The organism is Chryseobacterium culicis (assembly GCF_002979755.1).
Classification (GTDB): Bacteria; Bacteroidota; Bacteroidia; order Flavobacteriales; family Weeksellaceae; genus Chryseobacterium; species Chryseobacterium culicis_A.
The window spans coordinates 314,198-320,677 of sequence record NZ_PCPP01000004.1 but is presented as its reverse complement, the minus strand read 5'-3'; the positions used below and the strand labels follow the sequence as shown (position 1 = coordinate 320,677).

Annotated in this window: 4 protein-coding genes and 1 pseudogene; 4 read left to right on the top strand and 1 reads right to left on the bottom strand. The window is 37.2% G+C overall.

The genetic code is table 11. The features are described 5' to 3' along the window. A pseudogene (locus CQ022_RS19745) lies at nucleotides 1-467 on the bottom strand (prolyl-tRNA synthetase); the annotation flags it as partial. Between the two features lie 144 nt (nucleotides 468-611). On the opposite strand from CQ022_RS19745, the gene proS reads away from it, so the two are divergent. The 4 genes from proS to CQ022_RS19725 all read left to right on the top strand — a co-directional run bounded on the left by proS (nucleotide 612) and on the right by CQ022_RS19725 (nucleotide 6,446). Next, on the top strand, nucleotides 612-2,087 hold the full coding sequence (gene proS / locus CQ022_RS19740; protein ID WP_105684002.1) for a proline--tRNA ligase: 1,476 nt from the start codon (nucleotides 612-614) through the stop codon (nucleotides 2,085-2,087). 118 nt (nucleotides 2,088-2,205) lie between these two features. After that, complete coding sequence (locus CQ022_RS19735) at nucleotides 2,206-3,537, top strand: OmpA family protein (RefSeq protein WP_105684001.1); 1,332 nt, start codon at nucleotides 2,206-2,208, stop codon at nucleotides 3,535-3,537. 113 nt (nucleotides 3,538-3,650) lie between these two features. Continuing rightward, nucleotides 3,651-4,985: an Nramp family divalent metal transporter gene (locus CQ022_RS19730; protein WP_105684000.1), complete on the top strand. Its 1,335-nt coding sequence runs from the start codon at nucleotides 3,651-3,653 to the stop codon at nucleotides 4,983-4,985. 924 nt (nucleotides 4,986-5,909) lie between these two features. Further along, a complete protein-coding gene (locus tag CQ022_RS19725) occupies nucleotides 5,910-6,446 on the top strand; it encodes a nucleotide exchange factor GrpE (protein ID WP_105683999.1) in 537 nt (178 codons plus the stop codon). Nucleotides 6,447-6,480 lie beyond the last annotated feature (34 nt).

The window sequence follows — 6,480 nt, the reverse complement described above, 5'->3', positions numbered from 1 at the left end:
ATACTTGCACCCCAGCCCCAGCCACGGTTCATACCCCAGCCCCAATACGGGCTATAACCACCATACCAGCCCCAAGGAGATCCCCATCCCCATGAGTTGTCATAATAGTTGGTTTGAGAACCTGCATAAAGTCCCCAATCTGAATCTGTAGCATTGGAGTTCCAGTTTGTATTGGTATTACTCCAGTCATTATATCTGTTTTGCTGCTCTCTGGAATTCGTTTGTGCATTTTGAATTACATTGGAATCCTGATAGTAGTCATAATATTCTCCTACTCTGTTTCCGCTATCATTAATGATAACTCCTTCAGGTAGCGTATCCTTATTGGGGTCGTAATACACCCCATCGGTCTCGCTATACCCTCCCATCTGAGCACCACAAGACACAAGTAATAATCCGCCTGATATAGCCAACACCCCTTTGGATCTTAGCAGACCAAGCAAATTTTTATGTATATTTCTTTTCATGATAACGTAAAAATTTTTAATTTAAATTATATTTGCAATCTGTACCAAAAATGTACCAAAATACTGGTAAAAAAATCTATCAAAAATAGATTTTTATTTTTAGATAACAATAATGTACAAAAGTTAAAAAAATTTTAAAAAATAATGGCAAAATTAACCTCAAGAAGCGAAGATTACAGCAAATGGTATAATGAGCTGGTTGTAAAAGCTGATTTAGCTGAAAACTCAGGCGTGCGTGGATGTATGGTGATCAAACCGTATGGCTATGCGATCTGGGAAAAAATGCGTGATGAAATGGATAAAAAATTCAAAGAAACAGGTCACGTTAACGCATACTTCCCGCTTTTTGTGCCCAAGAGCTTATTTGAGGCTGAGGAAAAAAATGCAGAAGGTTTTGCAAAAGAATGTGCTGTTGTTACCCACTACAGATTAAAAACCGATCCGGACAATCCTTCCAAGCTGATTGTAGATCCGGATGCAAAACTGGAAGAAGAACTTATTGTTCGTCCTACTTCAGAAGCAATCATCTGGAATACTTACAAAAACTGGATTCAGTCTTACAGAGACTTACCAATATTGATCAACCAATGGGCGAATGTTGTTCGTTGGGAAATGAGAACACGTCTTTTCTTAAGAACCGCAGAGTTTTTATGGCAGGAAGGTCACACCGCTCACGCTACAAAAGATGAAGCTGTTGAAGAAGCAGAAAAGATGAATAAAGTATATGCAGATTTTGCAGAAAACTTTATGGCAATGCCGGTAATTCAAGGATTAAAAACACCATCTGAAAGATTTGCAGGAGCTGATGAAACATATTGTATTGAAGCATTAATGCAGGATGGAAAAGCTTTACAGGCAGGAACATCTCACTTCTTAGGTCAGAATTTCGCAAAAGCATTTGACGTAAAATTCACCAATAAAGAAGGAAAGATAGAACATGCATGGGCTACCTCATGGGGAACATCCACTCGTTTGATGGGAGCTTTGATTATGACACACTCTGATGATTTCGGATTGGTACTGCCTCCTACTCTGGCACCGATTCAGGTAGTAATTGTTCCGATCTTTAAAGGTGATGAACAATTGGAACAAATCAGTGAAATGGCATTAGATATCCAGGCTAAGCTGAAAGCAAAAGGAATTTCTGTAAAATTTGATAATGATACTCAGAACAAACCAGGATGGAAATTTGCAGAATATGAATTGAAAGGAGTTCCTGTTAGAATTGCAATGGGACCAAGAGATCTTGAAAATAAGTCAGTGGAAATCGCAAGAAGAGACAATCTGACTAAAGAAGTTCGTTCTATTGAAGGAATTGATTCTTATATTGAAGATCTGTTGAAAACAATTCAGCAAGATATTTACAACAAAGCATTTGAATTCAGAAAAAATAATATCACGAAAGTGGATACGTATGAAGAATTCAAAAAAGTTCTTGAAGAGAAAGGTGGATTCATCTATGCTCACTGGGATGGGACAGCTGAAGAAGAGGAACAAATCAAAGATGAAACAAAGGCAACCATCAGATGTATTCCTTTGGATGATGATGTAGAAGAAGGAATTTCATTAATTTCCGGAAAACCTTCTAAGAGACGTGTATTATTCGCAAAAGCTTATTAATAATTTTAATGATTTAGAAAAAAATCGTTAATTTTTGAAGAAATATTCAAAAAAAAGTGACATTTGGACGGATTTTTGTTTAAATTTATCTCAACATTAATCAAAAAAATTTATTATTATGTCTTTAAATGTCATTGATTTAATTAAAGGACAATTAGGTCCCGCTTTAGTTTCACAGGCTGCATCGCAGTTTGGAGAAAGTGAATCCGGTATTTCTAAAGCAATTGGCGGATTATTACCTGCTGTAGTAGGTGGATTAGCCAATAACGCAGATAAGCCTGGCGTTGTGGATGCTATTACACAAGCCTCTTCAAGTGGAATTTTAGGAAACTTATTAGGTGGTTCGTCCAGCAATCCTATTATTTCGAACTTGTTGTCTTCAATTTTTGGAGATAAAGTAAGTGCATTAGTGAATTCCATTGCCAGTTTTTCAGGAGTCAGCAATACCTCTGCAGGTTCTTTGTTAAACCTGGTGACTGGAGCTACAGTAGGCACTGTCGGAAAATATGCAGCAGACAATAATTTGGGTGCTTCAGGTATTTCCAGCTTACTGAATGATCAGAAAGGCATTATTTCTTCTTTATTGCCGGCAGGTCTTTCTTTGGCTTCCTTTGGATTAGGAGCTGAAAATTGGTTTGGTCAGGCGAAAGAAACAGTTTCTTCAGTAACTTCTACTGCTAAAGATAACCTTGCAGAAGGTGTTGCTACAGCAAGAGAAAATGTTTCCGAAGGAGCTAGAGAAGTGAGAGAACGATTTGAAAATAATAACAATAATAATCAAGGCGGAGGTTCAATCTGGAAATGGTTGCTTCCGCTTTTATTATTGATAGCCGCTGCTTATTTCTTATGGAAACAGTGTGAGAAAAAACAGACAACTACAACTACGACCACTACGTCTGATTCTGCAGCTACCAGCTCAACGACAGATACAGCAGCTGCTACAGGAACAGCAACTCCTGCTCCTGCAACAGCTAAGACAGATGAAAACATTGATCTTAACGGAGTGATGTTAAAAGGTTACAAAGGAGGAATGGAAGATCAGATGATTACCTTCCTGAAATCCGGAGGATACAAAAACGCCGCTGATGATTCAGCATTGAAAGATAAGTGGTACGATTTCGATCATGTTAATTTCAAAATGGGAAGTTCTTCTGAACTTGAAGCAGGTTCACAAGGACAGCTGGATAACTTAGTGGCTATCCTGAAAGCTTTCCCTGATGCAAAAATCAAAATCGGAGGTTATACTGACAAAACAGGAAATGAAGCTAACAACGTAAAACTGTCAAAAGCAAGAGCTGAATTCATCAAAGCTGCTTTAGCAAAAGCAGGAGTTGGTGCTCAGGTTCTAGAAGCAGAAGGCTATGGAAGTAAATTTGCAAAAGTAGATGCAAAAGCTTCTGATGCTGAAAGAGCTGCTGACAGAAAAATGTCTGTAAGATTTGCAAAATAGTCTTTAGATTTAATAAAAATTAGATCCCGGGAATCAATTTCCGGGATTTTTTTATGCTATGATTTTTCTGTTTACATTTATTTAATTAAATTTGTTAGTCATTTCTAACATTTATGAATTTCAATATAAAAAGCGCCTGGCGAAAAGATAAAACAAACCATTCCTTATCAGAGGTTTATTCATCTATAAAAGTACCTAAAAATGCTACTTTCTGGAGAAAATATCTGGCATTTGCAGGACCAGGACTGATGATTGCTGTAGGTTATATGGATCCCGGAAACTGGGCTACCGATATTGCCGGAGGCGCCCAGTTTGGATATACACTCCTTTCAGTAATTCTTATCTCCAATATTTTTGCAATGGTTTTACAGCACTTATCTGTAAAGCTGGGAGTTGTTGCAGAAAGAGATCTTGCACAAGCATGCAGAGACCACTTTAGCCCTACTACCAATTTTATTCTGTGGGTATTCTGTGAAATTGCGATTGCCGCCTGTGATCTCGCCGAGGTTATTGGTTCAGCCATTGCACTGAACCTGCTATTCCATATCCCACTAACCTGGGGAATTGTCATTACAACGGTAGATGTTTTGATTATTCTTTTACTTCAGGCCAAAGGCTTCCGATGGATTGAGAGTATTGTAGGTGGTCTTATATTCATTATTCTGGCTTGTTTCGTGTATGAAATTGTCATTTCACAACCTGCTTTCAATGAGATTCTGGGAGGCTTGGTTCCACAAAAAGAAATTATTCAGAATCCAGCTATGCTTTATATTGCCATCGGAATTTTAGGAGCCACGGTAATGCCTCACAATTTGTATCTTCATAGCAGTATTGTACAGACCAGAGATTATACCCGTGACACTGAAGGAAAAAAAGAAGCGATAAAATTTGCCACCATAGACAGCACAGTTTCATTAATGCTTGCTTTCTTCATCAATGCAGCAATCCTTATTCTGGCAGCCGCTACATTCCATACTACAGGAAACGAACATGTGGCTGATATTCATGATGCCTATAAAATGTTGACTCCTATTCTTGGAGCTTCTATGGCAAGTATTGCGTTTGCCATTGCTTTATTAGCATCCGGACAAAACTCTACATTGACTGGAACTCTTGCCGGGCAGATCGTAATGGAAGGATTCCTGAACATCAGATTAAAACCGTGGCTGAGAAGATTGATCACTAGACTTATTGCTGTAATTCCTGCACTTATTGTTGCCATTCTTTACGGAGAACAGGGAACTACTGAATTATTGGTTTTAAGCCAGGTAATTCTATCCATGCAGTTGAGTTTCGCCGTTGTTCCATTGGTGATGTTTACCAATGATAAAGCCAAAATGGGTGAATTTGCCAATAAGCCTTTCCTTAAAATCTGTGTATGGATTATTTCCATCATTATCATTGTTTTAAATCTGTATCTGCTGTATCAGACGTTTACAGGAGAATAGAAAATACAAACTATAGTTTTTAAATTGACTATTGGACATTATTAAATGAATGGTCAATAGTCAATTTTTGCTTCGCAAAGTCAATTTTTAATCTCACACTACAACAAATTCACTAGCGAAACAGATTGACATATTCACAATTGACAAGTGAATAGTCAATAGTCAATTTTTGCTGCGCAAAGTCAATTTTAATTTCACACTACGACAAATTCACAAGCGAAGCGCATTGACATATTCACAATTGACAAGTGAATGGTCAATGGTCAATTTTTGCTGCGCAAAGTCAATTTTAATTTCACACTACGACAAATTCACTAGCGTAGCGGATTGACTTATTCACAAGTGACAAGTGAATGGTCAATGGTCAATTTTTGCTGCGCAAAGTCAATTATTAATCTCATACTACGACAAATTAACAAGCGTAGCGGATTGACATCTTTACTATTATTAAATGAATGGTCAATAGTCAATTTTTGCTTCGCAAAGTCAATTTTAATTTCACACTACGACAAATTCACTAGCGTAGCGGATTGACATCTTTACTATTATTAAAGTGAATAGGCAATAGTCAATTTTTGCTACGCAAAGTCAACTTTTAAACTACACTTCATCCCGATAAATTCACAAGCGAAGCGCATTGACATATTCACAATTGACAAGTGAATGGTCAATGGTCAATTTTTAATTTCACACTATAACAAATTCACTAGCGAAGCGGATTGACTTATTCACAATTGACAAGTGAATAGTCAATAGTCAATTTTTGCTTTGTAAAGTCAATTATTAATCTCATACTACGACAAATTCACAAGCGTAGCGCATTGATCTATTCACTATTCGCCGCCACTCATTTTTCTGCCTTAATGTCCAGATTTTGGATTTGGCAGGCTCTTTGTCAAACAATCAGTAAATAAATATTGAATTATGGAAAACCAGGATATTAACGAAGAAAGCATCAATAATCAGGAAGAAAACACTGTTCAGAATGACGCAACGTCTCAGGACAATGTGACAGCTGCTCCTTCGCCAGAGGAACTTTTGGCAGAGGAAAAAGACCGTTACATCAGATTGTATGCTGAATTCGAAAACTATAAAAAAAGAACGAGCAAAGAGAAGATGGAATTCTTCCAGTATGCCAACCAGGAAATGATGGTTTCAATGTTAGGAGTTTTGGATGATTTTGAAAGAGCTTTAAAAGAAATCGCTAAAAACGGAAATCCGGCTGACCTGCAAGGTGTAGAGCTTATCTATCAGAAATTCAAGAATAAACTTACTGAAAAAGGCTTACAAACAATGGAAGTAAAGGCTGGTGACAGCTTTAATGTTGATTTCCATGAAGCGATTACTCAGATCCCTGCTCCATCAGAAGATTTGAAAGGAAAAATCGTAGACGTTATTGAAACAGGATACACTTTAGGAGATAAAGTAATCCGTTTTGCAAAAGTAGTAACAGGAAATTAGAATTCATAAATGATAAATGATGAGTGATAATTGA

What these genes read in the sequence shown, in the direction of transcription:
- CQ022_RS19735 (WP_105684001.1), top strand. Translation starts at nt 2,206, where the DNA reads ATGTCTTTAAATGTCATTGATTTAATTAAAGGACAATTAGGTCCCGCT.
- proS (WP_105684002.1), top strand. Translation starts at nt 612, where the DNA reads ATGGCAAAATTAACCTCAAGAAGCGAAGATTACAGCAAATGGTATAAT.
- CQ022_RS19725 (WP_105683999.1), top strand. Translation starts at nt 5,910, where the DNA reads ATGGAAAACCAGGATATTAACGAAGAAAGCATCAATAATCAGGAAGAA.
- CQ022_RS19730 (WP_105684000.1), top strand. Translation starts at nt 3,651, where the DNA reads ATGAATTTCAATATAAAAAGCGCCTGGCGAAAAGATAAAACAAACCAT.